Genomic DNA, 25,484 nt, shown 5'->3' on the forward strand with positions numbered 1-25,484 from the left:
AAGACGTGGTGGTCTAATTTCTTAATAAGACACAACAAACGCGCAAAAACTTTCAAATTCACAACGTGTCGGGTTACTATCTTTGCCGTCTTTCCCAATTACCATGCAGAGGTTTATATGCAAGCGGAAGTGAAATGGATCGAAGGATTCAAGTTTTTAGGTCAATCTCAGTCAGGTCATTCTATCGTCATGGACGGTAGCGGCGGCGAAACGGCGCCAAGCCCAATGGAGATGGTGTTGATGGCAGCTGGCGGATGTAGCTCAGTAGATGTGGTCGATGGTCTTAAATCGGCTAACCAAGATGTGACCGCTTGTACTGCTATATTAACGACCGAGCGCCGTGAGACTGCACCACGTATTTTCACTGCAGTGAACATCCATTTTGTCGTGTCAGGCAATCAACTCGATGAGGCATTGGTCGAGAAGGTCACAAAGGACTCGCTAGAAAAATATTGTTCAGTGTGTCTGATGCTCGCTGAAGGCGTCACTATGACCCACTCATGGGAAATCGTTTAAATTGAAATGGTAAGTGAAAAGGAATTCGATAACTTACTTATCGTACTCGGCAAGCGGCTCAATCAGGACACGTTAACCCTCGAGGGCGTGTCTCGTATTGAAGCCCTTGCCGACATTGTTAAACACCAAGATATGTCGACGACTATTGTTGCTTTTTGCGGCGGCATAACCGAAGGGCAGTCGCGCTCAGAAGCTGCGGCAATGCTTGAACACTTCCAAAGCCTTGTGACTGAAACCGACATTCAAGGTATTGGCGCCATTTTAGTTGAAGACGCATCGACAAATACCGTCGAAAATATTCAGCTATTGGCAAAAGAATTGACAGAAAGCGGGATTGTGCCTCCCGGCAGTCGTCCTGTTAACGTTACGCTTCTCTCTAACGACTATCATCTGTATCGAGTTTTCACCGTGCAGCGACTGCTTGATCAGCAAGGATTACTGAAGTATTTAGTACAGTGCTGCCAACAAGCAGGACTCGCGATTAAACTATCGTATGATCCACACCAGCATGTGTTTGTTCCGTACCCTCACAAGGAAACCCAAGGACAACTCTTTGTTCTGCTTGATAGATTGACGATTTATCGAGTTTACCTCCAGGGTGTGGTGGCTGGTGTCTTTTCTGAGCCACTGAGTGAACTGGTAAAAGAACCGTATCGAATTGCCCAAGCATCGCTTGAAGCCCTAGAGAACCAAATTGATAATAGCTGCGGTCTCTTCAACGCACTGTGCGAGCAACTCGCTACGATACGCGAAGTTGTAGAAACGACAGCACAGCTAACAGAGCCTAACTCCTTAGCACTCCCTCTTGCCAAGTTAGACGAGCTATTAACACAGCTAAACCGGGCGCTTGACCCCGAGCAAGCGTGATTGAGCGAAGATGAAGATGAGAGCTAACCCATATAGTTCTATCAATTTATAAATTAGTTTGTCATTTAACTCGACTAAACCAATAGTTTTCCTAGACTTACTGTATCTAAACTATTGTGTTAACAAGTGTTGGGCAACGGAATGAACAAACTTGAGTTTTGGAATAACCTGTCAGTAAAGAAAAAGATGCTGTTGTTGGTGCTATTACCCATGGCACTGATTGTCTACTTGGCGACAAGGCAGATCAGCGCCCTCAATGACCAGCTTAGCGACCTAGAAAAAGTTGAGCGCCTAGTTCGATATTCAGAAGTGTTGTCCGACATACAGTCGAAAACTCATGACGCTCGTCCAACAGCGGGACTTGTTGATATTGCGAGCTCGATGCAAACCCTAAAATCTCTAGGACCAGAGATTTTTCCGTCAGATGTCGCTGTTCGCCTTTCTGGTTTGCTTGATGATTATCAGGAAAGTGTTGTTTCCATTGCAGAAGCGGCCGACTTTATAGAGAAGCAAGAGCTGGTGGAGTGGCAGGTTGATACCTACAAACAGATAATCATGATCATTGAACAATCACCTGCGAAAGGCGTTTTACCGGTGGTCAATGGGCATATGGTTGCTTTGTCTCAGCTTGAGTGGTTAGTGTTTTGGGCTAATGAAGAAATTTGGCAAACCCAAGCTCTAGTTCAAGCCTATCAAGTAGGGGAAAGTGGCGATCTGTACAGCAAGCAAGAGATAGCCAACTTAGTTCAAAATCAGCAGTTGTTTGTTGAGCGCTTTGTCGCGATAAACGCTGATCCAATGCAAGTTAATTTACTGCTCGATTCATTCTCTAACCCCGCATTTGAAGAGAGCAGCCTGTTTAGAAATATTCTGCTAAGTAGTGAAGGTATTACTAGTCTGAGTGGCGCTGAAATCAAAGCAGGTTTGGATGCTCTGAATTTACGCTCTAATCTAATTCAAGGTGTCTCTTTAGCCATTGAAGAGCAGTTGAGGCAGGAGATTAGAACCTTAGTGACCGGGTTTGAACAACAACGGATCGCATTTTTGTCAGCAGTGACATTGCTTACCATCATGTTGATTGTTCTGGGTATTAGCTTAGCTCTCAGGGTGACACGAAATCTTGGTTTAGTTCTCACGTTCCTCGAACAAAAAGATGAAGATCAAGAACAAGCGGTGTCATTGAGCCGAACAATTGGTGGTAAAGATGAACTCAGCCGTTTTGCAAAAGAAGTAGAGCGCCTTACCCATGAAAGGCGAGAAGGTGAAAGACGATTACTGGAAGCCAAAGATGATGCGGAGCAAGCCAAAGAAGATGCTATTCAGGCGAGTAAAGCGAAAAGTAGTTTCTTGGCGAATATGTCCCATGAAATTCGAACCCCATTGAATGGTGTGATTGGTATTTCTGAAGTCCTCTCTGATACCGATTTAACGGCAACTCAAAAAGATTATGTGGATACCATCGAGACATCGTCACATCTATTGTTGAGCCTTATCAACGACATACTCGACTTCTCTAAGATTGAATCGGGTATGTTGCAAATCAATCCGCACTCTACATCAATCCGTGAAACCATTTACGACATTGCCTCCATCGTAGCGCCGAAGGTGAAAGAAAAAGGGATTGAGCTCAACGTCGATATTGATGCCAAAGTACCATTCCGTGTGCTTGCTGATGATCATCGTATGCGTCAAGTATTGATGAACTTTATGTCCAATGCGGTCAAGTTTACCGAGGAAGGCAGCGTGACCATAGGCGTTCAGTATCAAGGTGAATCTGACAATTTGGCTAACCTGCTATTTGAAGTGAAAGACTCTGGGATTGGTATTGACAAAGCAAGGCAGTCGAAAATCTTTGAAGCGTTCGCTCAAGAAGATGACTCAACCACAAGGCAGTTTGGCGGTACAGGACTCGGGCTCGCGATCAGTACTCAGCTAATCGAGCTCATGGGCGGCAAAATTCAACTGGATTCAGTGAAAGGCGTTGGAAGCCGTTTCTACTTCACGTTGCCATTAGCCATTGATGAAAGAGAGTACCAACATCGTAGCCCGCTTAATTTCGACGAGCTGGTGATGGTATGTAACTCGAGTACCCATGAGGAGCGAATCAAACGCGACTTAGCATTTTATGGTATGACGGTGGATAGTGTCGCACCCACGTTAGCTGAGTTAAACCTCGACAAAGTAGATTCAAAAACCATCCTTATTTATGTTGATGGTGGCGGTATATCTTCTGAGGAAGACAGTAAGCGTTTCGCGGATATTAACGGTCGAGGGACAGCAATTTGCCTTATCAGACAATTTGATAGTGCTAATAAAGACTTTGGTCGTAACATTTGTGCGTTGATTACTTATCCACTGCTTGGGAATCGTCTACTGAAATCCATCGAAGCCTGTTGTAAAGCATTGGCGCAGGGGAGTGTATACACGAGTATTCGAAACACGAGCATTGATAACCGCATTCGCGTGTTACTCGTCGAAGATAATCTAGTGAACCAAAAAGTGGCGACCTTACATCTCAAGAAAATTGGCTGTGAGTATGATATCGCCAATGATGGTCAAGAAGCGGTCACACTGTTTGAGAAAAATCAGAACTACACCTTTATCCTTATGGATTGCATGATGCCAGTAATGGATGGCTTTGAAGCGACAGAAAACATCCGAGCGACGGAGCAACGACTTGGTTTGGCTCGAACGCCAATTATTGCTCTAACTGCGAGTGTGGTCGATGATGACATTCAGAAGTGCTTTGATTCGGGTATGGACGACTATGTTCCTAAGCCATTCAAGGCTGAGATTCTCAAAGAGAAAATTGTGACTGCGATTGAGTTGAAACAAGAGCAACTAGGTGGGCAACAAGCGCCAGTTCAGAATGTGGATACAACTTCCGATGTTGCGACTGCCAATGTGGCGGACATCGAAATTGAACATAGCCAGCGACAGCCTCAACCTGAGAATGACAATAGCGCCTCAACGAATGCAACAGCGACTGAATCGAGTAGTAAAGTTTTGCTGGTGGAAGACAATTTGGTGAACCAGAAAGTGGCCTCTTTGCACTTAGAGAAGGCTGGGTACCAGTATGATATCGCAGACAACGGTGCTGAAGCGGTGGCGCTGTTTCAGCGCAACGGTCGTTACGACGTTATCCTCATGGATTGTATGATGCCAGTGAAAGATGGCTTTGAAGCAACACAAGATATTCGCAATTATGAAAAGCAGCAAGGAATGACGCCAACGCCGATCATTGCGTTGACCGCTAGTGTTGTCGATGACGATATCCAGAAATGTTTTGATGCAGGGATGGATGCCTATGTACCAAAGCCTGTTAGACGAGAAAAACTACTTCATGAAATGAGCAATTATCTGTCATAGGCTTATTTGATAAGTGCTTGGTTGCTTATTTGTTAATGCCGCCAACCGTATGTGGCGGCATTATTTATAGTAGCGTTGATTAACTATGCTCTTGTTTCATGGTTCTAAAATTCTCGCATCTAGTAAATTAAGCTCGGCTTTCTACAATACCGTTCCGTATTAAAAACCGAGACTTGCAATGACTTTAATTGTGGCATTGATTGCCATTCTCTGCTTCTTAGCGCTGCTCCCTTTAATGGTCAACAAAGAGACTTATTCTCTTAATGAGGTGCATCGTGCGGAAGCACCTGGCCAGTTTATCGAGACCAAGTTTGGCCACGTCCATTATCAACTAGAAGGTTCGCCAGATGCGCCTTTGGTCGTGTTCGTACATGGTTTCTCTGCGCCTTCGTATATGTGGGACAATAATCGCAAAGTGGTCGCGAATGCGGGGTATCGGGTTTTAACATTTGATCTGTATGGCCGCGGTTATTCATCACGTCCCAATGTCAAATATGACAAGCAGTTGTTTGTCGTTCAAATTGAAGAGCTTACGGCGCAATTGGCTCCGAATAAGCATTCCATATTGTTGGTTTGTCGATGGGTGGAGCCATTACTTCAGCTTTTGTGGCTCAAAACCCAGGTAAAATTCTTAGCGTCACCTACGTAGCGCCTTTCAATCAACCGGTGGATATTGGCCCTCTCACTTTGCCGGTCATTGGTAAATGGCTCGGTTATCTGTTGTTCATTCCTAAACTTCCAAGTAATCAGGCGAATGATTTAGTGCAGCCCGAGCGCTTTCCTTATTGGGCAGATAAGTTCAGTGAACAGATGATGTATAAGGGATTTCGAAGAGCGATAATTAGCACTGGACGTCATTTGATTGCGAAAGATCCAACTAATGACTTCGCTGAGGTGGGTAAACTTGCGGTTCCTAAGCTACTGCTATGGGGGCAGGATGATAAAGTGATTCCACTATCCGATGCTGAGCGGGTAAAAGCGTTATTGGGTAGCAACGCCAAGCTCGAAGTATTCGAAAACGCAGGTCACGCGATGCAATATGAGTGTTATGACAGGATCAACCCCAAACTTCTATCGCACTTCGAGCGAGCTTAGTGACGACAGATAGCTAGAAGAGCAAAGCAATTGAGAGCTTTGCTCTTTTTTTAGTTTTTGACTAAGCGTTAGCAAGGGTGAGGTTGTTCATCCAGTAGCGCTTGAGGTAACGATGGAAACAAAGTGAAAACTTCACTACCTCTTCAAAAAGCATACACGCGTAAACCCACTTAAAATCGAGTCCAAGAATAAAGGCGGCGCTAGCTGTTAATGGCAAGCCCACCATCCACATCGCAATAAAGTCCATGCGCAAGCAGAACTTGTTATCACCACCCGCACGCAGAATACCGTTAATGATGATCATATTGAGCATTCTCAGCCAGATTGCCCCGCACAAGATAGCCATCGCGGGAGAGGCGATGGGGTAAAGCTCGGCGGTATCTAGGTTTAACCACGATAGAATGCTTTCACGCCCCAATAAGAGTCCAAAGCCAATCATCAGACCAAACACCAATACGGCTTTAATGAAGGTTTGCGACATGCTAAACGCCTGTTCAAATTCGTCTCTACCCAAAGATTGCCCAAGTAATATCGAACAGGCGACAGAGATGCCGAAGAACAAGGAATAGCATAGCGATTCAAACGGACCCATCATGCTAAATACCGCGAGTTCCGTCGTTCCCATGTGGCCAAAAATTACTTGATACATGAGCGTGCCCATTGCCCACAACACGGCGTTCAACGTGGTTGGAACGGCAAGTGATTTATAGGAGCTCCAAAGACGCGTTGTATTGTCTAGTACTTGCTCGGTAATCAACCAATGGCGGCGTAAATTTAAGTAGCCCCAGATAAACATAACTTGTAGTAGCCGAGAAATGGTGGTTGCCAAAGCCGCCCCAGCTACGCCCATTGCAGGTACACCCCAGCCACCTTTGATAAGCCAAAAGTTAAGTCCAATGTTGATGGCAATGGTCAGGGCTCCAAGTACCAGTGGTGTTACCGCATCGCCTGAAGAACGCATAGCAGATTCTGCCACGATCACAATATGTGTCAGGATAAGCACTGGGAATGCATACCAAAGGTAAGTGGCTCCGAGTTCGATAACGCGGCCATCGGTGGTTTGCAGCATCATGATGTAACTAGAAAACAGCGTAATCACCATAGTAACGGGTACAAGCAATTTGGCACCAAAGACCATCGACAGTCGAGTGATGGTATTTGCGCTAGTTTTGTCGCCACGTCCCCAATACTGAGCAACAAGCACACCATTGGCCGATGCCATGCCTGCCATGATCATAATGGCGACAAAATGCCACTTTGAGGCAATCCCCACTGCCGCGGTCGCTTCTTTACCAATATCACTCACCATCAGTACATCGGCGAGTGCCAAAATAGCCACTAGCGCACTCTGAATAGCAACTGGGAAACCAAGTTTTACAACGGCGGACAAGAGTTGATTTGAAGCCACACCGTTAGATGACTTATGATGGTGTTGAGTTGTCATAGCTGCCTCCCAGTTATGTGAATTTGAAAAAAGTTAAGTGAATTAGAGAAAAGAAAATCACGGAATGTGACTGGGTTAGAAACGTGGCTAATATAAAAAAAATGGCATTGTGAAACCATGTTCAAAAATAGACAAAACCTGTGCAAATCCGTCATTGAGCAATTTGACAGCAAAGCAGAGTGGGTGGACGAAGTGTATTTGTCTGAACACTGTGATGAGCGATTCTTATCTGCCAGTGATGTTCCTGAGTTTGCCGCTGAAGACATTTTTATGGCTGGAATGGCCAACTTACTAGATGGCTACCATGTCGAGCGTAAGGGAGTGGATGTCCACACTATACTCTTTACCATTGAGGGGGAGGCGTACTGATCACAGAAACGGAAGTGCATGCGATAGAACCTTATTCAATTGTGGTACTGCCTGCGAATACCTCGTTCCGATTTGAAATTAACCCTCAGTACCACCATTGGCGAATGATCTGGTTTTTGCCCAAACCGACCCAGCGCTGGAACATGTTTGCAAAGATTGGTCAAAAGGTTTTACCTTTTAACGGCTGCGAGCGGATTTGGGCGCTGATTACCTTATTGTATGTAGAGATTGGCGGGCGATCGAGCTACCGTAAGTTGTTGGTGAGTGAGCTATGTCGTTTGATAACAGGATTTGAATCTCAAACAAATGATTCAACGGTGAGAGTACAGGCTTTGTTTGCTCAAATCGAGGGGCAACTGCACCTACCTTGGACGGTCAAAGATATGGCGACAAAAGCTTACTTAAGTGAAGAGCAGCTCGCGAGAATCAGTAAGCAATTGTACGGCGTTTCACCAAGAGCCAGATTGATTAATTTAAGAATGGAAAAAGCCTGTGACCTTCTAGAAAACAACGATTGGTCGGTATCAATGATTGCTGAGCGATTAGGTTACCGAGACCCGTTTAATTTTACCCATCGTTTTACAAAACAGGTCGGCTGTTCACCTTCTGCTTATCGAAAGCAAAAATTAACCAGACCGACCTTTGATAAATAGCATTTGGCGACGGGTGCTTTGGCGACGAGAGCTTTGAAGGCTAACTAGCCTTTTAAGAGCGCCTGATTGAGCCATTGATCAAACTGAGATTTCGGTAGTGCCCCGTTAATGGTATCGATTCTTTGACCGCCTTTAAATACCATGATGGTTGGGATACTACGGATTTGAAACTGCGCGGCGAGTTGTTGCTGGGCTTCGGTATCAATTTTGATAAAACGGACGTCGCCTTGGCGTTCTTCTGCAACTTGTTGAAATACTGGCGCAAAACCCACGCAAGGGTTGCACCATGTTGCCCAAAAGTCGACCACAATTGGCTGCTCGCTATTTAACAACGTTGAGAAGTTATCTGAAGTGCCTTCAATCGGCGCACCGTCAAGAAGAGGCGACTTACAGCGACCACAGTTTGGTGATTCGGCGATTCTATCGACAGGTAGTCGATTCATACCTTGGCAGTGTGGGCAGCGGGTGGTGATAGTAGACATGACGTTTTCTCCTGTTGTTTTTATTTACAGACGAGCGAGCACTTGGGCTAGAAGGCTGAAATTAACAAATCAGACTTCTTTGAACCAGTGAATGTGAGTATACTCAGTCGTCTATAGTCAAGATAAGCAAGAAATTATCTCTCATTATCATAAGTTAGTGATTGATATGGCTTGTTTATCTTGATTGGCGAAAACTATAAGAAAATAGGTACACAATGACAACTTTTTACGCCGAAATTACTGGGTGGGGTAAGTGCCTTCCACCAGCAATTCTCTCAAACCATGACCTCAGCACAGTAATGGAAACGTCAGACGAGTGGATTCGCACTCGTACCGGTATTGAAAATCGCCGAATTAGTCACGTCAACACATCTGATATGGCGACAGTAGCGGCGAAACACGCAATGGCGTGTGCAGGTATTACGGCTGATGAGGTTGATCTGATTATTGTTGCAACGTGTTCACCTGACTCGTTGATCCCAAACACTGCATCGCGCGTTCAACAGAACTTAGGCGTGCCAGCTGCAGCGGCTTTTGATCTTAATGCTGCATGTACAGGTTTTGTTTACGGCCTAGAAACCGCAACTAAACTGATTCAGTCGGGCAACTATCGTAATGCTATCGTTATCGGTGCAGAGCGCCTTTCTTTCTTCATTGATTGGACTGAACGTGATACTGCCGTATTGTTTGGTGATGGTGCAGGTGCAGCGGTACTGACAAGAACGGAGCAAAAAGTTGGCTTGCAAGATGCGCAAATCGGCTGTGATGCAAAAGGCCGTGATATTCTAGCCGTGCCTAAGTTCGGTACGTCTATGGAGCGCTTTGCAGCAGATAACGGTTACTTTGAATTTGACTTCATTGGTAAAGAAATCTTTAAGCGTGCAGTAAAAGGCATGGGAGCAGCAGCGAACACCGTTCTATCTCGTTCTAATCTGACAAAAGATGACATTGATGTTGTGATTCCGCACCAAGCAAACATTCGTATCATTCAAACACTTTGTGATTTGTCTGGCATTGACCAAGAGAAAGCGTTTGTAAACATTCAAAACTACGGCAATACCTCTGCGGCAACCGTGCCAATTGCACTTTGTGAAGCACTAGAACAGGGTAAGATTAAGCCAAATGACGATCTCCTGTTAGCCGCTTTCGGTGCAGGTCTAACATGGGGCGCTGGCCACATTAAGTGGGGTGAGCGCGTAACACCTGTTGATACCAGTGATGCGGCATTGCCAGCATGTGAAGTGTCAGCTCTTGAGCTTATGGCAACTGCGATTGAGCATTGTAAAAACAAGCCGGGTAAATAGAACTTAAGTAAACCGCACATAAGTAAATAGTAAAAAGGCCAGCTCGTTAACGAGCTGGCCTTTCTTTTATCACGAATACTTTCTGTTGTTACGGATATCAGTTTTCTTGCTGATTACGCTTTTCGTAGAAATCCCAAACTGTGTAACGTTCTTGTTCCGACAATACACAGTAAGGAACGCGCTTGCCGCTTTCAGTGACACGCTCTAGCTTGTGGCCTTGTTCAACACAATAGACATAAGCAGGATCACTCTCTACAGTAATTTCATCCACATCATACTTATCCGGTTCACTGGCGCAGCCTGCTAGAACGCCAACCGCTACAGCGCCAATCATCCATTGTACTTTTTTCATTATATCTCCTAGTTGGAAGTTAGGCTTTCGGTTAAGTGTAGGAGATTTCTAACAAAAAGTGTTTTGATTTGGTCAAATTATCGATAAATTCAGCAAATAATCCTTATCAATGCCCACTTGTTCCCAGAATTCCTACAAACACTTGATTTACTGCTGTTAAATGTACTTGTTGCCTTCGCCAAAGCGATAAATGAGTCGCGTTCCCCACAAGCGATCACGAGCACCTGAATTGCGGTGATAGTTGTACTTCCAATCGGCTTGAACTGCCCAATTCGCATTCAGTGTATAATGGATGCCGGTACCAATATTCCACTGAAGCTTTTTGGTATCGCGATCCTTGTCGATCATTGCTTCACCAACCCCTGCATTCAGATAAGGCTTAAACGCATTGTTTTCGAATAGATAGTACTGAATGTCGAAGCTGTAGTTCTCGTAAATATGCTTTTGGTTGTTTGTTGTAGACTCATAATTACCTTGCATATAACCAAGTCGCGCAGATAACTGTTGAGTAAAGTACAAGCCTAACGTGAAGGCGGGGGCAAAATCGTTCTTCAGATTACGCTCTTTATCAAGCTGCGGATAGGCGAAGCCCGCACTTACCCCAACAATACCGTAAGTGACGGGATCGTCGGTATGTTGCTGGTAACTTTTTCTCTGACGGCGCTTTAATCCATCGGCCGTTTCGCCAGCACCAAACGCGTATTGTACCTGCATTTGATATTTGGTTTCGACATCACCATTACGCAGAACATTTGAGTGCACACCAACAAAACCCGTTCCCGCTTTTATAATCTCTTTGCCTGCCACGTTATTGACGCCGCGACCCAAACTGTCTACGGGGTCAAGGAAGAATAGTGCGGTTGAGCCAAGCGCATCAGAGCCCATTACCGTGCCGCCCCTCAAACGGATCTCTTTCTCTTTATTAAACGCCCATTCACCATAAACCCAACCAAGCGTGGGTGTGACAACTAGGTCTTGAATCGATGGCACTTCAGCGAATGCTTCTATACCGTATTCCCAGTAGAAGGTAGACATCAACGTGGAATACATAAACGCGTCCCACTGACGATAACCCGACTTACGAGCCGCCTGATAGTAGACGCCGCCAAAATAAGGGTGTCCAACATAATTGATCAAGTGGTCATCACGATCCCAAACAGGTCCAGAACGTACGTTATCCCACCACTTGTTCATCAGTTTGATGTCTTGTTTTTCCCAGTTGGTGATTGACTCAGGCATCAAAGCCAATACGCCAGCAACCCCGACGCCGTAACCAAAAATGGATTTGGTTTGAGACCAAAGCCTTTCACTATCTTCACCATTTTGAGGGTTGAAAAGGGAGACTCGGTACGGCGACTCGTTGAAATCGATTTGAGTGATCGTGTCGTCTTGCCTCAACTCTTCAAAACTACTATTCGTTGAAATCGAACGATAGCCAAGGGCATTCATGGTATCTTGGTGCGATGTATTGAGCTGCTGGTCGGTGAGTGTTTGATCGTAGCGTGTCGCTTGTTCAAGGAGATCCGCTTCAGTTACCGCGTTATTGGATGCGTCTGCAAGAGCAACATCGGTGGTAGATAAAGCGGCTGCGAAGAAAAAAGTACTTGGTTTCATAATAATTGGGGTATTTTTAGGTGCTATGTCTATTATTGCCTAACGTCCCTTTAAGCGAGGTGGGGATGTTAACACTCTGGTAAATGATTGTCTCATCCCATTTGATGAGAAACTGAGATTGAACTGTAAGTTATATTTTTGTGGTAAACTTCACGAAAAATAGACCAACTCAGAGCAAGACTATGCGACAACTCACTACAGCCATTCACCCAGATATCGCTCATCTTGATAACAAGAGCATCGTAAAAAGAAACGCGACTCGTGCCATTGTCATTGATGGCGAAGATATTCTGCTTCTCTACACCGAGCGTTATCATGATTACTCCCTTCCTGGAGGCGGCATTGATGAGGGCGAAGACGTTATTGCAGGTTTGGTTCGCGAGTTAGAAGAAGAGACGGGCGCTAAAAACATCCACGGGATCAAACCATTTGGTATCTATGAAGAGTTTCGTCCTTGGTACAAAGACGATGCGGATGTGATGCATATGATTTCATTTTGCTACTCTTGCAAAGTGGATCGAGAACTCGGTGAGACTGCTTATGAAGACTATGAAGTCAAAAATGGTATGAAGCCAGTTTGGGTTAACATTCATGAGGCCATTGCTTTCAACGAGAAAACGATTGCAGAGAGCGATAAGAAAGGCATGAGTATTGAGCGAGAAACGTATCTATTGCATTTGATCGCCAAAGAAATGCTTTAGAGTCAGGAGACACTATTTCATGAAATTGATGAGTAAAGACGATAACTTCTTCTTTTTACTTGGGTCGTTATTGGTGCTGTTTTTTTTGAGCGCTGTGGTACATCAGTTTAAAGATGATGCCCAAGACTATGTGCTGGCTTTGATTATTCTTTGCATGAGTACGTCGATTGTTGGTGTACATAGAAAGCAGACCTTTTACCGCTCTTGGTATGCAGTGATGATCATAGTAGCAGTCACATCGGGCGTGTTTTCATTGTTCGAGGACTATGATCTCTCGTTGGTGACCTTGTTTGCATTACTGTTTTTCGTATTAGCCCAGACGTTTTCAGCGCTTAAACAGGTCATCATGCCGAAACAAGTCACTATCAATCAAATTGTTGGCTCAATATGCGTTTATCTACTGTTCGGTCTCTCTTTCTCATTCATCTATCTGATCCAACTCGAACTGTTCGTTGAGCCTTTTAACGGGTTGGAGGCGAAACCTTGGCTAGATAACTTGTTCGATGTGATTTACTTTAGCTTTGTCACACTGACGACAGTCGGCTATGGCGATATTTCACCGGCTCTAGCCATCCCGCGTTTCTTCGTGTTTTTGGAGTCGATTACAGGCAGTTTTTACCTAGCAATTATGGTTGCGAGCTTAGTGAGCAGTCATCTTGCTCAAAAAGAGACCGAGTAGCGCTTTTGATTCAATAGACCTGTCTATATCGAGCAGCGGCTTGCTGCTCGAGCCATTTCCGCTCTTCGCATCGGCATATCATCAATCGTTTGTTTGATTTGAACCCAATTAGTGGTTGGCCCCCAACGTAATTTCTCTGTTCCATCTTTACCAATCAAAACGGCGGTGTGATCACCCTCTCGAATGTCGTACATTTTAACCAGCTTGTGGTAATCAAACGTATCTTTTACCCAGCTCGGTGATGAGAAGCCGTCTTTGGTGATCACCATGGTGACAACATCTCGTTCGTCGAGAGCGCATTCATTGATGAGTGTCCCTAACAGGAACTCATCGACAAGTACGTCCTTGCTCGGTGCAAAATACATAACGCTGCGGTGTGAAAGTCCTTGGTAGTAGCCGCCACTATGATATTCGGCGCCGTGCTGGTCGCTATGGTAATTACCGTGAGGATCCACATCGCCGCCTTGTTTTTTAGCGTATTCTGGGTAGCCACACGCTGTGGCGCTAAACAGTGCCGCAAGGGCTATGATACCTATGCCTTTCATAATTGCCTCCAAGCAAACAACCAAAAGGTTATACGTTAAGTTTAGCTACTGAGATTCGTCTCACTAAGTTCCACTTGCGGACAATATTTTTGTTACACTGCTAACATCATAAAACGACACGCAATACTATGAATTCAGCAGCTATTTTTGTGGACGTACAAAATGTCTACTACACCACCAGACAGGCGTTTGGTGCACGCTTTGACTACAACGCTTTTTGGGCTTGGGTCAGTGAACGATTTAACATTGAAAGTGCAAGAGCCTATGCGATTGCTTCCCATGATCCAAAACAGAGACAGTTTCACCATATTTTGCGTGGGATTGGGTTTGATGTTCAGTTGAAACCTTTATTCAACGTTCTGACGGCAGTGCAAAAGGGGACTGGGATGTCGGTATTGCGCTTGATGTGTTTGAAATGGCGCGTGATGTCGAAAACGTGATTTTGCTTTCCGGCGATGGAGACTTTGAAGTTTTGGTGGATCGCATTCAGAAACGCTTCGGATCTCGGGTTACGGTAGTGGGTGTTGCGAGTTTGACTGCAAACCACTTAATAGAAGCTGCAAACGAATTTGTTGCGATAGAAGAACCGTTTTTAATTGGTGCGCGTTAGCTTAAGGTCTCTCACGGGAAAGTTTGTGATGAAAAAAGCCAGTGACATTTTGGTTGGTGCATTAGAAACCGAGTTTAAAACCGTCAAAGCTATGATGGAGATTTATTGTAAACAGCAGCATGGCTCTAACGCGCTGTGTGAGAGCTGCAAAGCGCTACTCACTTATGCGGAGACAAAACTCGATCGCTGCCCTTATGGAGAGAGCAAGCCAACCTGCAATAAATGCCCAATCCATTGTTATAAACCTGAGCAAAAACAGCAAATGAAAGCGGTGATGCGCTACGCAGGTCCAAGAATGCTGTTGCCGCATCCGATCCTGTCAATACGCCACCTCATCCACGAAAGACGCGATGTGCCGTCTAAACCTGAGGCAGGTCGCTCGAACCGTGCTCGTCGAAAAGCTAAGCAAATAGACCAGCTTAAATAGCGCCGGCGAAAGCAATAATATGCGCGACCGCTACACCTACAGTGAGATGCTTCTTAGTCGTTGATACGGTTTTGGAAACTCATTCCCCAGCGCATTGAACTTGATTCTCTCGATTAACCAAACACAAACGTAGCCAGCAAGCGCGACGACAATCCCTAATCGAAACTGCTCAGGAGTAATGACAATCACGAGCCATGCCATTAAACAAATGAGGTTACTGAGCGCGAGAATGGGAAACGATAATTTATGCGAAGCATGAGTGAGCGCGTGCGACCACAAAATGCCGCATAGAAAACTCAAAATGATGGCGCTGTAAGACAAGAATAACATTCTTGTATTAACACCCATAAAAGTGCCATCAGGTGTAAATGTGGCGATGCAAAGGCTAAATGGGATAAGGCCAAGGTAGCCAAGCCACGTCATTAGCGTAATGCTTCTCTCAGACGATAGGTTAGACGGTGAGTTTTCCATAACATCTCAGCGATTAGTGGTTGAATACCCACAAGTTTAAGACGAGAAACACTAAGATGCTAACTATGGTCGTGATTAATACGTCTTTGATAATGCGTGCTAAGACGATGGCGAAGGTCGCCGCGAGTAGGTAAGGCAGGTTGTCATCCAGTGCTAGCTCACCGTGAGGTAAAAATACAATCGGCCCCCAAATCGCTGTTAAAACCGCTGGACTGGCATAGGCTAAAAATCGCTGCGCGCCGCTACTGATGCGAAGCGGAACTCTTGGTTCTAGAAACAAATAGCGGCTTAAAAATACAATGGCAGTAAGCACGGCAATGATTAAGTAAGTCATTGTTTGAGCTTCCCCTCACTGATATACCCAACCGTCATACCGACAATACTTGATATTACCAGCCCAAGTTCTATGCCCATAGCGGCGAAGATAACTGAACAGATTAGTGCAGAAGCAGCCGCAAGAAAGATCGGCAGTGTCGTGATGTTAGGTACCACAATAGCAATAAATGTCGCGGCTACCGCAAACTCAAGCCCGTACTGCTGTAAGTTAGGGATCTGCGCACCAATGACGATACCCACCATAGTCGCGATGTTCCAAATGAGATAGAAGGAGAGACCCGCACCGAGCGCATACCAGCGATCAAACTTCTCTGGTTTGTGGTGACCGCAGAGTGCAAATAGTTCATCGGTAAGTAAAAAGCCAAGGGTTAAGCGCCAACGCAGTGGCAAACCAACAATGTGGTTACGCATCGACAAGCTATAAAGAAAATGACGTGATGTGATAAAAAAGATGGTGACGACCATAGTGAGTAGCGTGGCTCCGGATTTGATCATTCCCATCGCGACAAGCTGTGCGGCACCGGCGAATAAAATCGCGCTCATCGCTTGTCCTTCCATAGGTGTTAACCCGGAGTCGATAGCAAACGAGCCTGCCAAAAATCCCCACGGCACAACCGCTAAACTTAGCGGCAACATCGCAATGCATCCCTGTAGCGCTCGCGAGACATAACTTGATGATTCCATAAACTCTCTCCTTGAACTGGTTAAGTTGTATTTAAATCAGTGATTTTCAAGGTTGAGTGCATACAAAATCAGAATTATTTTTATTCGTGACGCCCTGATAGTATCGCGCTCCCTGTTCTAAATTGAATTCAAACCCAATGAAACGAGCCCTGGTTCCCCTCTATTTTTTCCTGCTTTCTGCGAGCTACGTGTCGCCGGCTTTATCGAATGATGATACGGGCGTTAAAGACGAAGATTACGGTCGTACTTTACCCTTCTTTGGTGACAGAGTTAGGGATATGGGAATTAAGCTGCCAAAACCGGTTGGCTTGTCATTGTTTACCCATCAGCAAGAAGACTTGATGCAATTGGGGGATTTTAAAATCGATGGCGAACCGGTTGATGACATTCTTCCTGATGGTGGCAGTCAAACCACGAATACGACGAGCATTGTTGCCCTGCGTGGCGACGTCTGGATACTGCCATTTTGGGCTTTAACGCATGATAGGCAAAGCGGTGACCTCTTCAGATATTTCTATTGGCGTGAACGATTTTTCAAATGGAAATCTAGCGCGCCTTGAATTGAACGGCATGGCAACATCCTCAACCATTACAGCGGTGGGAACCACATTGGCCTATGGTCACAAGCAGTTCTTCACGACCGTTGATGCTCAATATGTGTCAACGTCAGTATCGGGTGTTGGCGTTAGTCTAGATGCGTTGGTGGTGACGCCGTTGATTGGGCTAAATATTGGCGACAGTGGCTGGCGCATTGTGGTGGGAGGTCAATATCAAGACTATCAGCGCCAGCTTAAAGGTCAGCTGGGGGACATCCGCTTTAACGCAACACAAACATCAAGTCGCTGGTCGACTATGGTGGGTATGCAAAAAGAGTTTACCGATAATTGGGAGGCCTCATTAATGGCTCAAAGCGGCAAAACTCGTGAAGGCGTCACCTTCATGTTGGGAAAACGTTTCTAGCTCACCAATTTAAGCCGAGGGTAGAGCGTTTGCGGCATAGCAAGGTGATACCCTTGGAAAAAATCAATATCAAGCGCTTTCATCGCCTCAAGCTGCGCTGCGGTCTCAACGCCTTCTATGACGGTTTTCGCTTTACACGCTTTCGCCAGCTTAATGCCGCTTAACAGTGGCTGAGGGTTGCCATCCATATAATCCACCAGCAGTTGTCTATCTAGCTTTAATATATTGGGCTTCACTTGAGCAACGCGCTCTGGGCTGGATTCTTTGCAGCCAAAGTCGTCAATGGCAATTAAAAACTCTTCTTCATTTAAGTGTTTTGCAGCAGATGCCAGAGACATAGGGCTAAATGCGGTAAGTTCAACGAGCTCTACCACTACACGTCGGCTATCAAGCTGTAACGCTTTCAGGCGTGACATCAATAATGATGAACGTATCCCTTCCGCAGCGAGGCGCTCACTTGAAATAGGCAAGAAGTTTAAGAAAATCAGACGTTCACGATATTGAGACATGCTGAAGTTTCGAAGGTGGATAGCTCGGCTCAACCTGTCTACGTTAAGCTGATCTGCCAGGGTAATCTGATCGTTTTGAAAATAGAGGTTGGGTGGGATGGGGTCACCGTTGAGATCCACCAATCTCACCAGTGCTTCCATGCCTATGATGGCATTATCTGCATTAAAGATAGGTTGAAACACACTTTTCAGCGTCAGGTCTTTGTACTGACCAATGCAACAGCCGGTATCGTCGGTACGTATACATTGGTTGAACTGGTGTTTTTCGGTTAAAAGCATGGTCTAACAAAACGATTAATTATGTCTGACATCTTGTCATGGCTGCCAAACAAGTCAAATTTGTTCGATGAATAAAAATCTCGACAGTTATCACTTAAATTTCTTTCAAATATATCCTTTGACGATTATCTGCTCAGTTTAGTATTTAAAATTGAGACATAAACATTGATAAATTAGATGGTTACAGATTTTATTAGTGTGATAAGTGAGTTGGATCAAATTTGTTTGATAAATGAAAGTAATTGAGAGTTGAGTGAGTTGCTGTCGGTTTTATACTAAATATTTGAACTGGCTCTCATTTTATCTTTCATCAAAGAAGTCCTTATTGCGAATATACTTGCTCATTAAGTGATAAGAAAACGGTCGAATGACCCATGATACTAACGAGCGACCAAGACGAACTAGGGTAGGTGTGTTTTCATAGATTCGTCCGTTGTAGAGCCACAACACCTTACCTACATGCCAATACAGCAAAGGAAGTGGTGGCAGGAAAGTGACGATATCCAAGTCGCAGCAGACCCGATAGGTTTTGTGAGCGAGCCGAAAACCCCTCTTAAAGTTATGGTTGCCAATGGCTGGTTGACCAAATGTGACGATACGTTTTATCGATTTAGGGTACTTTTGTTCTAGGGCATCGGCGATGACGCAACCGATAGCGCCCCCGGAAGAGTGACCGGTTATAGTGACGCGTTTACCACTTTGAATGAGCTCTGAAGCAATCTCAATGGTTCGTTCAAATAAGCTAATACCAAGGCGGTCTTTTTTATGAGTGGGCTGGCTCTCTTGGTTGAGTATGTGGTGAAAACCAGCGTGAATTCGATAATTCAAACCAAAAGCTTTGCAGTGGCGTTGCCACATAGCAAACGTAAGTAACCAATCGGTCAGGCTATGCGAGCCTTTTATTACGATGACGGCTTCTTCTTTATCTTTACTCCACAATATTCGCACAACGGTTTTGCCGAAGCGGTTCGCGACTGTGCGTTGCCCATTAGGGTCAAAACCATATCGAGTTTGCTTAAACACTCTTGGGTAAGCGAGATTGCAAAGTACGGCATACTTTTCGTATTGATAGCGTTTTAAACTTTTCACGATCTTGGTAGTGAGCAAACGGATAAAGCCACTATGAAAAGTTTTGATGAAGCTTTAATGACAAACAAAGGGGAATACAAGGCTTGGTGATGATAGCGTACAGTGTAGAGCAGTTAGAGTGATGCGACAGCGTACAGTTGAACGTATTTCATGACACGTTCACCCGAGCAAGGCTTGGTCAATGGATGCAAATAGGTGACGTAACTTGGGTACAGCTGACAACGCTGAGACAGTTCTTGACTCATCGAGGTGTCGGATCCGAGCAGTTTGACCCCTTGCTTTAAGTAGTGGCTGTCGTCTTCGGGGAGTTCGTCACTCCACCAGTTAATCAACGAACGACTCTGATGGCAACGGCTTAGCCAGTGGTCGGCGAGTACGACCAAAAGATCGCGCTTTTGCACTGCGTATTGATATTCCACTAGCCATTCTTGAACCAGTGAAAAGACATGCTCGCGACTGGTTTGATTCCCATTAACAAAGTGATAAGCCAACACCCAAATGGTGCCATAGGCGGTACTGACTCGATAAGCACAGCGTAATTGGCTGTTATCTTCTTCATCGAGTGGCGTGATGCTGACATCAAGCTTGTGCTGCTGTATGTCTGCTTTAAGTCGCCGAGCGAAAGCTGCAGAGAGGTGGCGACTCGTCAAACCACCATTGTGTACGGCTGGATAGTGCTGAAGACATAACGCCTGACAATCGGTTTGGAACCGTTTGAAACTCTGTACCACTGTGTCGAGAAGCATGACTCATTCCTTGTCTTTGCATAAATGACCCGATTTAAACCAGGCCACGCTGGCTTCCTAAATCCGTTTTTCCCAGGTGCCCCTACGCACTACACCTAAAATCTCAATGTCATCGTCTTGGACCTGATGTATTGCGTTTTTCGATGTGTCGTCACCGTACCAGACATGAATAGTGGTGCCGACCTTAACTAAAGTAAAAAAGTCAGGGTGAGGATTTCCCGGTAAGCGCGCTAGAACGATATCGTCATTGATCCACTCCAACTCTCTGTTCACCAATGCTACGCAATCCCATTTATAGGAAACGTTTCCTCCAACTGGGTACAAGACAGCAAAACAGTCTTTATATTCAGGAGGAACGGGGATGGAGCCCTTACTGGCTGCTTTACCTGTTTTGAGCAGCTCGCTAATTTCTGCGCGACTGTAAACCGGTAACATAGTTGCATTACTGCTTACAGCCTTAGTCAGTTCGCTCGGCTCGGTGTGTTGATTGCCTACGCCAAAACACAACCAATGTGGTTGTACATTAAAGTAGGAGGCAATCAGCGATAAATCTTCTATCGATGGATAGGTGCGTGTAGGGCCTTTAGTAAGATATCGACCAATAGTGGCTTTTCCTTTGCCGATGGCTTCAGCAAGTTCGTGGTTGGTGATTTTATTTGCCTTGAGCAGCGCTACTATACGTTCTTGATAGCCGTAATCCATGATTCCTCCATATGTCCGCTGATAGTTTAGTTTATGGGTTTCAGAAATGAAACTAAGAGCGTTAATAATGTTTGAAAATGAGATGCGCGCTAGAGGTTTTGTGTGTGATCCAGTGTGTAAATTCACCAATTAGTTTTGAAATCATTACGTTATACACCAAACTGGTAATCAAATTTGCAAAAAAAAGCGAGACTAAACATGTTTGATACCAAGAAAAGAGCAGCAATTGTATCGGAGCTGCAAGAGTACTTTGACCGAGAACTCGAATCCGAGCTCGGGCAATTCGATGCCGAATTTCTGTTGGACTTTCTGATAAAAAAACTTGGGACCCGCCTTTTACAACCAAGGACTAGAAGATGCCAAAGGGGTGTTGGATCGTCGTGTCGCCGATATAGCTGATGAGCTTTACGAAATTGAGATGCCGGATGACTTATAGATTTCACAAAGTATGTATCGAATTAGGTAGTGACAACATGTTCAAAAATATTGAATGACTCCATCAATGGAGTGTTGTCGTTAAAGTGTCAATTTAAGTAAATACTGTGTCCCATAGGTTGATGAGTTGTTAACATAACGGGCAATGCACACGGAATCATGGAATTAACGATGGCGGTAAAAGAAGTAAAAAACTACAACCCTGTAGCAAGAGCGTTACATTGGCTCTCTGCTATCTTGGTAATAGGCATGTTTGCTATAGGTTTGTGGATGGTTGATCTAACGTACTACAGTCAATGGTACAAAACAGCCCCGGACTGGCATCGTTCGGTCGGCATTTTGCTGGCATTGGCGACGGTATTCAGATTGGTTTGGAAACACATAACGGTAGCGCCAAAAGTTGAAGGCAATAAGTTTGAAAAAGTGGGTTCCAAAGTGGGTCACATTGCTATGTACGTTGCCCTGTTTGTGATTTTTGCTAGTGGTTACCTTATCTCTACCTCAGACGGTCGCGGTATCGACGTTTTCAATTGGTTTACCGTACCAGGTTTGGGAGAACTATTCCCAAATCAATCAGACATTGCGGGTGAAGTGCATTTCTATGCTGCTTGGTTCGTCATACTTGCCGCTGCTGGTCATGCGCTAGCTGCGTTGAAACATCACTTTATAAACAAAGACAACACTCTTCGGAAAATGTTAGGAGTTTCGAAATGAAAAAGACACTAATCGCTACTGGAATGGCCGCGGCAATGCTTTTGCCACTAGGTGCAAACGCTGCTGACTATGCTATCGACACTAAAGGCGCTCACGCTTCAATCAACTTCAAAGTGAGCCACCTGGGTTATAGCTTTATCAAAGGTCGTTTTAACACATTTTCTGGTGACTTTAGCTACGACCCAGCAAACATCGAAGCGTCAACAGTCAACGTTGTCGTCGATACAACCAGCCTTGACTCAAACCACGCAGAGCGTGATAAGCATATTCGTAGCTCAGATTTTATCGATGCGGGTAAGTATAAAGAAGCAACGTTCAAGAGCACGAACGTGAAAGATAAGGGTGATGGCAAGCTAGACGTAATGGGCGAGCTTACTTTACACGGGGTTACTCAGCCAATCACGATTGAGGCGGAGTTCATCGGTGCAGGTCAAGACCCTTGGGGTGGCCAGCGCGCAGGTTTCATCGGCACAACTCGCTTAGAATTGGCTGATTTCAAAATCCCTGTGATGGGCGCATCAAGCTACGTTGACATGGAGCTGCATGTCGAAGGTATTCAGAAGTAGTTTTAGTCGTTGAAATTAAGTAGCCCCGGTTTTTACACCGGGGCTTTTTTCGGCCAAACGACTTATTTCCTAGCCAAAAATGGGTGTGTTGTATTACGCAGATTCAAGTTCGCGTTCAACAACATTCAAGCGCTCGCCGTAGATAGGGCGGACAGCTTTCATTACTTCAGCTCTTGATAAAACACCAACCAAGACACCACTTTCTAATACAGGCAACACATGGGGTTTGTTCACTTTCATCGCTTTCGCACGCTCTTCTAGTGAAAGCGTAGTGAAGCTTGTTGCGATGCCCATTGAACTTACTGGATACAGTTGCTCTTTATCGATGCAAAGAAACTCTGCCACATCGACCAATTTCTCAGACGCATTGATAGCGACAACATCACGGTTCATCAGGTCTACCACTTTTTGACCTTGCTCAGGGATGTAATCTTGGCACCACAAATCAACCATGACATCGTGTACTGAGAAGAAACCAACTAAACGACCTTCAATGTCAGTAACTGGAGCACTTGTAAGGTTGTGATCCAAAAGTGTATCTAGGGCAACAGATGTTGGCATTTCAACGCTTAGTGTTACTGGTTGAGTGTTCATGATGTCTTTTACGATGATGTTGTTGTTCATTTGCGTCTCCTTTACTGACGTAAGTTCAGTGGTTTGTGTAATTGCAGTTACGTTTGCTGGTTTTAGTTGTGGTCTGCGGTAGATACTCCAGTTCGCAAGTCCTACCAAAACCGAACCACCTATAATGTTTCCTAGCGTGACTGGTATAAGGTTGTTAGTTAAAAAGTGAATCGGTGTTAGGTCGCTAAATTGTGCTTGGGTTGTGCCCGTTGCTGCCCAGAATTCAGCGCCTGCAAAGTTTTGAATCACAATGCCAAGTGGAACCATAAACATGTTGGCTACGCAGTGTTCAAAACCGCTGCTGACAAACATTGCGACGGGCAAAACTGTCATTGCCGCTTTGGTCATCGCGTTGGCGCTGCTAAACGTCAGCCAAATTGCAAGACACACTAATAGGTTACATAGAACACCTAAAGCGAAAGCCTGTACCCATGTGTGATGCAGTTTATGCTGTGCAATATGCAGAGCGTTGAGTCCCCATTGGCCATTGTCCATTTGGTAAAGCCCCGCGGCAGAAACAATCAAAAGCAAGAACATCGCGCCAATGAAGTTTCCAACGTAAACCTTTCCCCAAATTGAAAGCATTTTGCTAAAGCTAATTTGTTTATTTGCCCAAGAGATGCTCGAAAGCACCGAGCTCGTAAACAGTTCGCCACCGCATATCACGATGAGGATCAACCCCATACTGAATGCAAGACCGCCAGCTAGCCTGCTTAAGCCCCATCCCGCATCTGCGCTTCCCGTCGTTACCGTGATGTAGAAAAGAAATGCCAAGCCGATAAAGGCGCCCGCCATAATGGCTAGGCTCATTGTCATTCCACTGGTCTTTTTAGCTTTACTTAATGCGAATTTTTCAGCTTCTGCCATCATTTCTAATGGTGAGAAGAGCAGATTGTTTTCGGAGCTAGCTGATGCCATTCCTTACTCCTTAACCTCGTTAGTGTGTGAATCGCCCATGTCATGACCCCTTACTTGATTGAAATAAAAGTGATTGAGATGTAAGTGCGAGAACAGAGCCCCGTGCTGTGTTCGAATCCAGATTAAGGGCAATTGGTGGTAGTGGTAAAATTGATAATTTTTAAAATCGAAATCAGAAATATTGATAACTTATCTGCACAAGGTAGAATAAGGCCTGAAGTCCATAACGTACTGTTTTTTGGTGATTGATTAGCGAGTGTCGTGATTCTCAATCGATGAAAAATTCGTCACAGAACGAACATCGAAAAGGCGACATAAAAGAAACTGATAGAAACAGTTCAGGATTTGCTATGAAACACAGTGTTTTAAGATTGAAGTGGTGAAAGGAAAACGGATGCGATATTCATTAAAACAACTTGCCGTTTTTGATGCCGTAGCGGATACGGGGAGCGTGAGTCAAGCTGCCGATAAGTTGGCATTGACACAGTCCGCAACGAGTATGTCATTGGCACAGCTAGAAAAAATGCTTGGTAGGCCGTTGTTTGAAAGGCAAGGCAAACAAATGGCATTGACGCATTGGGGCGTATGGTTAAGACCCAAAGCCAAGCGTTTGTTGCAAGATGCCCAGCAAATTGAAATGGGTTTTTACGAGCAGCACTTGCTAAGTGGTGAATTAAAGTTGGGTGCCAGCCAAACGCCAGCAGAGCATTTGGTGCCGGATCTTATCAGTGTCATTGATAACGATTTCCCTGAGATGCGCATCTCGCTTGGGGTAAAGAGTACCGATTCGGTGATTGAAGGGGTTTTGGACTATAAGTATGACCTTGGCATTATCGAAGGCCGTTGTGATGACAACCGAATCCACCAAGAAGTTTGGTGTCGTGACCACTTAACGGTTGTCGCGTCAGCACATCACCCATTTGCCCGCAGGGACCGAGTAAGCTTAGCTCAATTAGAGCAAGCGCGCTGGGTGCTTAGAGAGCATGGTTCGGGTACTCGAAAGATTTTTGATAGCTCAATTCATCATCTCATTGCCGACTTGGATGTATGGCGAGAGTACGAACACGTGCCGGTACTGAGAAGTATGGTAGCCAATGGTCAGTATTTAACGTGTTTGCCTTATTTGGATGTTGAGCGATTTGTAGAATCCGGTCAACTGGTGGCGTTAAATGTGCCTGAGCTGGAAATGGAGCGAACGCTGTCCTTTATTTGGCGCGCTGACATGACGGAAAACCCGCTTGTGGAATGTGTTAAACGAGAGGGGTTAAGAATGATGAAAGGCAAACCGTCGGTATTTTAGTGATCGGAGTCACTAATTTAATGCAATGAAATGTATGTAATGTCTTTTGTTGTGATTTTGATCGCTTAAATAGGAGTCTATATTCGTTACCTTAGATTGAAATTGAATCAATCATTGGTCGACG

General features: G+C 45.0%; 28 protein-coding genes and 3 pseudogenes. 18 read left to right on the forward strand and 13 right to left on the reverse strand.

Translation table 11 applies throughout. The annotated features are described in order from the left end of the window. The first annotated feature begins 117 nt into the window (after positions 1-117). The 5 genes from TZ48_RS01570 to TZ48_RS01590 all read left to right on the forward strand — a co-directional run bounded on the left by TZ48_RS01570 (position 118) and on the right by TZ48_RS01590 (position 5,847). Complete coding sequence (locus TZ48_RS01570) at positions 118-516, forward strand: OsmC family protein (protein ID WP_112478004.1); 399 nt, start codon at positions 118-120, stop codon at positions 514-516. A 6-nt stretch (positions 517-522) separates the two neighbouring features. After that, on the forward strand, positions 523-1,383 hold the full coding sequence (locus TZ48_RS01575; RefSeq protein WP_112478005.1) for a YdcF family protein: 861 nt from the start codon (positions 523-525) through the stop codon (positions 1,381-1,383). A gap of 141 nt (positions 1,384-1,524) precedes the next feature. After that, positions 1,525-4,752, forward strand: a complete 3,228-nt coding sequence (locus TZ48_RS01580) for a response regulator (RefSeq protein ID WP_239670653.1) — start codon at positions 1,525-1,527, stop codon at positions 4,750-4,752. Between the two features lie 178 nt (positions 4,753-4,930). After that, positions 4,931-5,401 (forward strand): alpha/beta fold hydrolase, encoded by a 471-nt coding sequence (locus TZ48_RS25660; protein WP_112478079.1) that lies wholly within the window; start codon positions 4,931-4,933, stop codon positions 5,399-5,401. Beyond that, on the forward strand, positions 5,332-5,847 hold the full coding sequence (locus TZ48_RS01590; RefSeq protein WP_112478006.1) for an alpha/beta fold hydrolase: 516 nt from the start codon (positions 5,332-5,334) through the stop codon (positions 5,845-5,847). Before TZ48_RS25660 ends, TZ48_RS01590 begins: the two co-directional genes overlap by 70 nt. A 61-nt stretch (positions 5,848-5,908) precedes the next feature. Here TZ48_RS01590 and TZ48_RS01595 read toward each other — a convergent pair whose 3' ends face one another. Then, positions 5,909-7,291 carry an MATE family efflux transporter gene (locus TZ48_RS01595; protein WP_112478007.1) on the reverse strand — a complete coding sequence of 461 codons (1,383 nt, stop codon included), beginning with the start codon at positions 7,289-7,291 and terminating at the stop codon, positions 5,909-5,911. Between the two features lie 117 nt (positions 7,292-7,408). Here TZ48_RS01595 and TZ48_RS01600 point away from each other — a divergent pair. Further along, positions 7,409-8,313, forward strand: a pseudogene (locus tag TZ48_RS01600) (AraC family transcriptional regulator). Positions 8,314-8,357: 44 nt separating this feature from the next. Here the strand turns inward: TZ48_RS01600 and trxC are convergent. Further along, a complete protein-coding gene (gene trxC / locus TZ48_RS01605) occupies positions 8,358-8,795 on the reverse strand; it encodes a thioredoxin TrxC (protein ID WP_112478008.1) in 438 nt (145 codons plus the stop codon). Between the two features lie 215 nt (positions 8,796-9,010). On the opposite strand from trxC, the gene TZ48_RS01610 reads away from it, so the two are divergent. Further along, the gene (locus TZ48_RS01610; RefSeq protein WP_112478009.1) at positions 9,011-10,099 is read left to right on the forward strand and encodes a ketoacyl-ACP synthase III; all 1,089 of its coding nucleotides are present in this window, start codon (positions 9,011-9,013) and stop codon (positions 10,097-10,099) included. A 97-nt stretch (positions 10,100-10,196) separates the two neighbouring features. On the opposite strand, the gene TZ48_RS01615 is transcribed toward TZ48_RS01610, so the two are convergent. Both TZ48_RS01615 and TZ48_RS01620 read right to left on the reverse strand, forming a co-directional pair. Then, positions 10,197-10,451, reverse strand: coding sequence for a putative hemolysin (locus TZ48_RS01615; protein ID WP_112478010.1), 255 nt, complete (start codon positions 10,449-10,451; stop codon positions 10,197-10,199). Positions 10,452-10,607: 156 nt separating this feature from the next. Beyond that, positions 10,608-12,065 carry a DUF3943 domain-containing protein gene (locus tag TZ48_RS01620; RefSeq protein ID WP_112478011.1) on the reverse strand — a complete coding sequence of 486 codons (1,458 nt, stop codon included), beginning with the start codon at positions 12,063-12,065 and terminating at the stop codon, positions 10,608-10,610. Positions 12,066-12,247: 182 nt separating this feature from the next. On the opposite strand from TZ48_RS01620, the gene TZ48_RS01625 reads away from it, so the two are divergent. Together TZ48_RS01625 and TZ48_RS01630 are read left to right on the forward strand one after the other, a co-directional pair. Continuing rightward, positions 12,248-12,766, forward strand: a complete 519-nt coding sequence (locus tag TZ48_RS01625) for an NUDIX hydrolase (RefSeq protein ID WP_112478012.1) — start codon at positions 12,248-12,250, stop codon at positions 12,764-12,766. A 19-nt stretch (positions 12,767-12,785) separates the two neighbouring features. Beyond that, positions 12,786-13,445 (forward strand): potassium channel family protein, encoded by a 660-nt coding sequence (locus TZ48_RS01630; RefSeq protein WP_112478013.1) that lies wholly within the window; start codon positions 12,786-12,788, stop codon positions 13,443-13,445. A 23-nt stretch (positions 13,446-13,468) separates the two neighbouring features. Here the strand turns inward: TZ48_RS01630 and TZ48_RS01635 are convergent, their stop codons facing one another. After that, positions 13,469-13,990 (reverse strand): DUF4174 domain-containing protein, encoded by a 522-nt coding sequence (locus TZ48_RS01635; protein ID WP_112478014.1) that lies wholly within the window; start codon positions 13,988-13,990, stop codon positions 13,469-13,471. A gap of 128 nt (positions 13,991-14,118) precedes the next feature. Here TZ48_RS01635 and TZ48_RS01640 point away from each other — a divergent pair. Together TZ48_RS01640 and TZ48_RS01645 are read left to right on the forward strand one after the other, a co-directional pair. Further along, positions 14,119-14,600: pseudogene (locus TZ48_RS01640) on the forward strand (LabA-like NYN domain-containing protein). A gap of 28 nt (positions 14,601-14,628) precedes the next feature. Beyond that, positions 14,629-15,027 carry a nitrous oxide-stimulated promoter family protein gene (locus TZ48_RS01645; RefSeq protein ID WP_112478015.1) on the forward strand — a complete coding sequence of 133 codons (399 nt, stop codon included), beginning with the start codon at positions 14,629-14,631 and terminating at the stop codon, positions 15,025-15,027. A 36-nt stretch (positions 15,028-15,063) separates the two neighbouring features. Here TZ48_RS01645 and TZ48_RS01650 read toward each other — a convergent pair whose 3' ends face one another. Genes TZ48_RS01650 through TZ48_RS01660 form a run of 3 tightly spaced genes read right to left on the reverse strand, consistent with a single transcriptional unit; the run spans position 15,064 to position 16,518 of the window. Further along, entirely contained in the window at positions 15,064-15,498 is a 435-nt protein-coding gene (locus TZ48_RS01650) for a DUF3429 domain-containing protein (RefSeq protein WP_112478016.1), read from the reverse strand. 13 nt (positions 15,499-15,511) lie between these two features. Then, positions 15,512-15,832, reverse strand: coding sequence for an AzlD domain-containing protein (locus TZ48_RS01655; RefSeq protein WP_112478017.1), 321 nt, complete (start codon positions 15,830-15,832; stop codon positions 15,512-15,514). After that, positions 15,829-16,518: an AzlC family ABC transporter permease gene (locus tag TZ48_RS01660; protein WP_112478018.1), complete on the reverse strand. Its 690-nt coding sequence runs from the start codon at positions 16,516-16,518 to the stop codon at positions 15,829-15,831. The genes TZ48_RS01655 and TZ48_RS01660 overlap by 4 nt, the downstream gene beginning before the upstream one ends. A 137-nt stretch (positions 16,519-16,655) precedes the next feature. On the opposite strand from TZ48_RS01660, the gene TZ48_RS01665 reads away from it, so the two are divergent. Then, positions 16,656-17,078 (forward strand): hypothetical protein, encoded by a 423-nt coding sequence (locus TZ48_RS01665; RefSeq protein ID WP_112478019.1) that lies wholly within the window; start codon positions 16,656-16,658, stop codon positions 17,076-17,078. Then, complete coding sequence (locus TZ48_RS01670; RefSeq protein ID WP_239670654.1) at positions 17,014-17,478, forward strand: hypothetical protein; 465 nt, start codon at positions 17,014-17,016, stop codon at positions 17,476-17,478. The genes TZ48_RS01665 and TZ48_RS01670 overlap by 65 nt, the downstream gene beginning before the upstream one ends. On the opposite strand, the gene TZ48_RS01675 is transcribed toward TZ48_RS01670, so the two are convergent. The 4 genes from TZ48_RS01675 to TZ48_RS01690 all read right to left on the reverse strand — a co-directional run bounded on the left by TZ48_RS01675 (position 17,475) and on the right by TZ48_RS01690 (position 20,803). Then, the gene (locus TZ48_RS01675) at positions 17,475-18,266 is read right to left on the reverse strand and encodes an EAL domain-containing protein (RefSeq protein WP_112478021.1); all 792 of its coding nucleotides are present in this window, start codon (positions 18,264-18,266) and stop codon (positions 17,475-17,477) included. The two genes, TZ48_RS01670 and TZ48_RS01675, sit on opposite strands and share 4 nt — an antisense overlap. Before the next feature lie 300 nt (positions 18,267-18,566). Then, a complete protein-coding gene (locus tag TZ48_RS01680; protein ID WP_112478080.1) occupies positions 18,567-19,355 on the reverse strand; it encodes a lipase family protein in 789 nt (262 codons plus the stop codon). 113 nt (positions 19,356-19,468) lie between these two features. After that, positions 19,469-20,101: a hypothetical protein gene (locus TZ48_RS01685; RefSeq protein ID WP_112478022.1), complete on the reverse strand. Its 633-nt coding sequence runs from the start codon at positions 20,099-20,101 to the stop codon at positions 19,469-19,471. Between the two features lie 57 nt (positions 20,102-20,158). After that, positions 20,159-20,803 carry a helix-turn-helix domain-containing protein gene (locus TZ48_RS01690; RefSeq protein WP_112478023.1) on the reverse strand — a complete coding sequence of 215 codons (645 nt, stop codon included), beginning with the start codon at positions 20,801-20,803 and terminating at the stop codon, positions 20,159-20,161. Positions 20,804-21,001: 198 nt separating this feature from the next. Between TZ48_RS01690 and TZ48_RS26585 the strand changes: the two are divergent. The 4 genes and pseudogenes from TZ48_RS26585 to TZ48_RS01705 all read left to right on the forward strand — a co-directional run. Further along, positions 21,002-21,064, forward strand: a pseudogene (locus tag TZ48_RS26585) (hypothetical protein); the annotation flags it as partial. A 61-nt stretch (positions 21,065-21,125) separates the two neighbouring features. Continuing rightward, complete coding sequence (locus TZ48_RS26590) at positions 21,126-21,239, forward strand: DUF2164 family protein (protein ID WP_338062238.1); 114 nt, start codon at positions 21,126-21,128, stop codon at positions 21,237-21,239. Positions 21,240-21,409: 170 nt separating this feature from the next. After that, a complete protein-coding gene (locus tag TZ48_RS01700; protein ID WP_112478024.1) occupies positions 21,410-21,952 on the forward strand; it encodes a cytochrome b in 543 nt (180 codons plus the stop codon). Beyond that, positions 21,949-22,518, forward strand: coding sequence for a YceI family protein (locus tag TZ48_RS01705; protein ID WP_112478025.1), 570 nt, complete (start codon positions 21,949-21,951; stop codon positions 22,516-22,518). Before TZ48_RS01700 ends, TZ48_RS01705 begins: the two co-directional genes overlap by 4 nt. Before the next feature lie 93 nt (positions 22,519-22,611). Here the strand turns inward: TZ48_RS01705 and focA are convergent, their stop codons facing one another. Beyond that, positions 22,612-24,060, reverse strand: coding sequence for a formate transporter FocA (gene focA, locus TZ48_RS01710; RefSeq protein ID WP_112478026.1), 1,449 nt, complete (start codon positions 24,058-24,060; stop codon positions 22,612-22,614). A 394-nt stretch (positions 24,061-24,454) separates the two neighbouring features. Here focA and TZ48_RS01715 point away from each other — a divergent pair, with 394 nt between their 5' ends. Then, positions 24,455-25,360, forward strand: coding sequence for a LysR substrate-binding domain-containing protein (locus TZ48_RS01715; protein WP_112478027.1), 906 nt, complete (start codon positions 24,455-24,457; stop codon positions 25,358-25,360). Positions 25,361-25,484: the final 124 nt, after the last annotated feature.

Origin of the sequence: Vibrio variabilis (assembly GCF_003263785.1) — a bacterium.
In the GTDB taxonomy this organism is placed as follows: domain Bacteria; phylum Pseudomonadota; class Gammaproteobacteria; order Enterobacterales; family Vibrionaceae; genus Vibrio; species Vibrio variabilis.

Excerpts from the sequence above, each read along its gene's own strand:
- TZ48_RS01575 (WP_112478005.1), top strand. The coding sequence starts at position 523 with ATGGTAAGTGAAAAGGAATTCGATAACTTACTTATCGTACTCGGCAAG.
- TZ48_RS01615 (WP_112478010.1), bottom strand. The coding sequence starts at position 10,451 with ATGAAAAAAGTACAATGGATGATTGGCGCTGTAGCGGTTGGCGTTCTA.
- focA (WP_112478026.1), bottom strand. The coding sequence starts at position 24,060 with ATGGCATCAGCTAGCTCCGAAAACAATCTGCTCTTCTCACCATTAGAA.
- TZ48_RS01625 (WP_112478012.1), top strand. The coding sequence starts at position 12,248 with ATGCGACAACTCACTACAGCCATTCACCCAGATATCGCTCATCTTGAT.
- TZ48_RS01610 (WP_112478009.1), top strand. The coding sequence starts at position 9,011 with ATGACAACTTTTTACGCCGAAATTACTGGGTGGGGTAAGTGCCTTCCA.
- TZ48_RS25660 (WP_112478079.1), top strand. The coding sequence starts at position 4,931 with ATGACTTTAATTGTGGCATTGATTGCCATTCTCTGCTTCTTAGCGCTG.
- TZ48_RS01570 (WP_112478004.1), top strand. The coding sequence starts at position 118 with ATGCAAGCGGAAGTGAAATGGATCGAAGGATTCAAGTTTTTAGGTCAA.
- TZ48_RS01665 (WP_112478019.1), top strand. The coding sequence starts at position 16,656 with ATGAAACGAGCCCTGGTTCCCCTCTATTTTTTCCTGCTTTCTGCGAGC.
- TZ48_RS01645 (WP_112478015.1), top strand. The coding sequence starts at position 14,629 with ATGAAAAAAGCCAGTGACATTTTGGTTGGTGCATTAGAAACCGAGTTT.
- TZ48_RS01655 (WP_112478017.1), bottom strand. The coding sequence starts at position 15,832 with ATGACTTACTTAATCATTGCCGTGCTTACTGCCATTGTATTTTTAAGC.
- TZ48_RS01705 (WP_112478025.1), top strand. The coding sequence starts at position 21,949 with ATGAAAAAGACACTAATCGCTACTGGAATGGCCGCGGCAATGCTTTTG.
- TZ48_RS01630 (WP_112478013.1), top strand. The coding sequence starts at position 12,786 with ATGAAATTGATGAGTAAAGACGATAACTTCTTCTTTTTACTTGGGTCG.
- TZ48_RS01685 (WP_112478022.1), bottom strand. The coding sequence starts at position 20,101 with ATGCTTCTCGACACAGTGGTACAGAGTTTCAAACGGTTCCAAACCGAT.
- TZ48_RS01590 (WP_112478006.1), top strand. The coding sequence starts at position 5,332 with ATGGGTGGAGCCATTACTTCAGCTTTTGTGGCTCAAAACCCAGGTAAA.
- TZ48_RS01635 (WP_112478014.1), bottom strand. The coding sequence starts at position 13,990 with ATGAAAGGCATAGGTATCATAGCCCTTGCGGCACTGTTTAGCGCCACA.
- TZ48_RS01700 (WP_112478024.1), top strand. The coding sequence starts at position 21,410 with ATGGCGGTAAAAGAAGTAAAAAACTACAACCCTGTAGCAAGAGCGTTA.
- TZ48_RS01580 (WP_239670653.1), top strand. The coding sequence starts at position 1,525 with ATGAACAAACTTGAGTTTTGGAATAACCTGTCAGTAAAGAAAAAGATG.
- TZ48_RS01595 (WP_112478007.1), bottom strand. The coding sequence starts at position 7,291 with ATGACAACTCAACACCATCATAAGTCATCTAACGGTGTGGCTTCAAAT.
- TZ48_RS01690 (WP_112478023.1), bottom strand. The coding sequence starts at position 20,803 with ATGGATTACGGCTATCAAGAACGTATAGTAGCGCTGCTCAAGGCAAAT.
- TZ48_RS01660 (WP_112478018.1), bottom strand. The coding sequence starts at position 16,518 with ATGGAATCATCAAGTTATGTCTCGCGAGCGCTACAGGGATGCATTGCG.
- TZ48_RS01650 (WP_112478016.1), bottom strand. The coding sequence starts at position 15,498 with ATGGAAAACTCACCGTCTAACCTATCGTCTGAGAGAAGCATTACGCTA.
- trxC (WP_112478008.1), bottom strand. The coding sequence starts at position 8,795 with ATGTCTACTATCACCACCCGCTGCCCACACTGCCAAGGTATGAATCGA.
- TZ48_RS01620 (WP_112478011.1), bottom strand. The coding sequence starts at position 12,065 with ATGAAACCAAGTACTTTTTTCTTCGCAGCCGCTTTATCTACCACCGAT.
- TZ48_RS01715 (WP_112478027.1), top strand. The coding sequence starts at position 24,455 with ATGCGATATTCATTAAAACAACTTGCCGTTTTTGATGCCGTAGCGGAT.
- TZ48_RS01675 (WP_112478021.1), bottom strand. The coding sequence starts at position 18,266 with ATGCTTTTAACCGAAAAACACCAGTTCAACCAATGTATACGTACCGAC.